This is a genomic window from Lactobacillus delbrueckii subsp. delbrueckii DSM 20074 = JCM 1012 (genome assembly GCF_001433875.1).
GTDB lineage: Bacteria > Bacillota > Bacilli > Lactobacillales > Lactobacillaceae > Lactobacillus > Lactobacillus delbrueckii.
In genome coordinates this window covers 383-2,901 of sequence record NZ_AZCR01000097.1, presented here as the reverse complement: position 1 = coordinate 2,901, position 2,519 = coordinate 383, and the positions used below count along the sequence as shown (strand labels likewise).

Sequence of the window (2,519 nt, the reverse complement as noted above, 5' to 3'; positions counted from 1 at the left end):
TTGACCGCATTTACCGGCGTAGATAGTCAAAATCTGCTAGATGTTATGGTAAGTGTTCAATTTATTCTTGCAATTGGCGGGTACATTTCTATTATACAATAAAAAGCGCTTACGTGGAGCACTTTCTCGAAACCTTTTTCAACTTTTTCGTTAATTTTATCTCTATGACTGAAAATGCATTACAATAACGCAAAAAGAGGCCCAAAAATTGCATTTTTGCGAAAAATACCAGTTTTAATTAAGAAAAGAAAAATACTTATTAGCTGAAAAAAAGCGGCTGATTCAGTCAAATCAGCCGCTTGTCTTATATATTTGTTGTTATAACGGAGTAGCAGAGATTCGAACTCTGGCGTCGGTTTCCCGACCTACACCCTTAGCAAGGGCGCCTCTTCAGCCACTTGAGTACTACTCCAAGTCATGTACATTAATATTAGCAAACTTTTTCGGGTCCGTCAAACCCTTTTGAGAGATTTTTTCTGCTTTTTTGCGTCTTTTTTCCTCCAAAACAGACGATATCTGCAAATCAATTGAAAGCCGGTCTCACTTTTCATCGTTTTTGGCTATTGTCTTCCCGCCTGCTTAAAAAAGAATTAGCAAAAGCGTTGCTTAACAAAGCTCATAATGTTATAGTAGGAAACATAAAAATTCGAGTGATCTTTTAGTAGCAGCCAGGCTCAGCGCTCAGAAAACCGGTGGTTGATGCAAACCGGACAGGCCTGGAGCAGCAAATTACGGGATCAAGCAGCTCGACCGGTCCAGCCCCGTTACGGCTAAAGTAAGTGCAGCATGCTGCAAAGTTGGGTGGTACCGTGCCTATAAGCGCCCCAGCCTGAGTCAACCGACTCGGCTGGGGCTTTTTGTTTGCAGAAAGGAGAAATATGAAGCGATATCAAGTCTTGGTTTAAACTGGCAAAAGCAAATACAGATTTAACTAAGGAACAAACACATGAACAAACAAATCAGTTTTAAAGAAGCAGTAACTATTCTTATTTTGATGCTGGTCATGCTGGGCTGGGGCGTCATCGGCTTTGGCATGTCCCCGCAGATCCCGGTCTTGACTGTCATCGCCTTGCTCATCTTCTGGCTGCAGATCCGCGGCTTTGAGTGGGAAGAAGTCATGAAGGGGATCAGCCAGGGGATTTCCACGGCCATTGTCCCGATCTTTCTCTTCCTTTTAATTGGGACCTTGATTGCTGTCTGGATCCAGGCCGGGATTATTCCATTCTTGATGGTCCTGGGCTTTCATATGATCAGCAGCCACTTCTTCGTTCCCTCGGTCTTCCTGGTCTGCTCTTTGGTCGGCCTAGCCATCGGGTCCGGCTTTACGACCGTGTCCACCGTCGGGATCGCCCTCTTTGGGATGGGGAGCACTTTAGGCATCAACCCGGCTTTGACGGCTGGGGCGATTATCTCCGGCGCCGTCTTCGGCGACAAGATGTCCCCTCTGTCTGACTCGACCAACCTGGCTTCCGCGGTAGCTGAAACTGACCTCTTTGAGCATATCAAGAATATGATGTGGTCAACCATTCCCGCCTTTATCGGCTCTTTGCTCTTTTTCTTCTTCCTGGGCCAGAGCAATAAGGCAACTTCCTTAGCCGGCATCGCTGCCGTAGAAAGCAGCCTCCGCCAAAACTTCTCAGTTTCCTTCTGGTCAGCCTTGCCGATCATCTTGATGTTCGCCTGCGCCTGGAAAAAGGTGCCAGCCATTCAAACGCTTTTTGCCAACATCTTCTTGTCCGTTGCCATGATTTTTGTCCAAAATCCGGGCTTCAAGATGCAAAAGCTGGCAACGCTGATTGAATCCGGCTACGTTTCAAATTCCGGCAACAAGACCGTTGACGCCCTCTTGACCCGGGGCGGGATCTCCAGCATGATGGGGACTGTTTCCTTGATCATCATGACCCTGGCCCTGGGCGGAATCTTGATGCACCTGGGCATTACCGACAGCGCCATGAAGCCTCTGGTTGAACGCCTTAAGAAGCCGGGCCGGCTGATCTTGACGACAATCATGGCCGGGATTGGGATCAACCTCTTCGTCGGTGAACAATACCTGTCTGTTATCCTGCCGGCCAACGCCTTTAAGCCTGCTTACAAGCGGATCGGCCTTGACCCCCTGGCCCTCAGCCGGGCCCTGGAAGACGGGGGCAGCGTCATCAACTACTTGATCCCTTGGGGGGTGGCTGGTTCCTTTGTGGCTTCAGCCTTAGGCGTACCAGTTCTGGACTTCCTCCCCTTCACCATGTTCAGCCTCCTGTCACCTGTCTTCTCTATCCTCAGCGGCTTTACCGGCATCGGTCTGAAGTGGAAGCAGGAAAAAGTGGCTTAAGCCTTATCCCGCTCTCTTAAATTATGAATTAAAGAAGCCTGTTTCCAGCTGGAGACAGGCTTTTAGTGTGGCCAAAGGAGATAAGCAAGTATCCTGTTAGTCTCTCCTTCCGAATCATAAAACTTACTAAATCTTGATAATCACATCAGTATTGGTAAGTTTTTCTGATATTCCTTTCTAGTTAAATCTATGG

General features: G+C 47.8%; 1 protein-coding gene and 1 tRNA gene. One reads left to right on the top strand and one right to left on the bottom strand.

The genetic code is table 11. From position 1 onward, the window contains the following. Positions 1–324: 324 nt before the first annotated feature. Positions 325–412: transfer RNA gene (locus tag FD23_RS08450), tRNA-Ser, on the bottom strand. Positions 413–946: 534 nt separating this feature from the next. Here FD23_RS08450 and nhaC point away from each other — a divergent pair. After that, on the top strand, positions 947–2,326 hold the full coding sequence (gene nhaC, locus FD23_RS08445) for a Na+/H+ antiporter NhaC (protein WP_025896430.1): 1,380 nt from the start codon (positions 947–949) through the stop codon (positions 2,324–2,326). The last annotated feature ends 193 nt before the right edge of the window (positions 2,327–2,519 follow it).

Excerpts from the sequence above, each read along its gene's own strand:
- nhaC (WP_025896430.1), top strand. The coding sequence starts at position 947 with ATGAACAAACAAATCAGTTTTAAAGAAGCAGTAACTATTCTTATTTTG.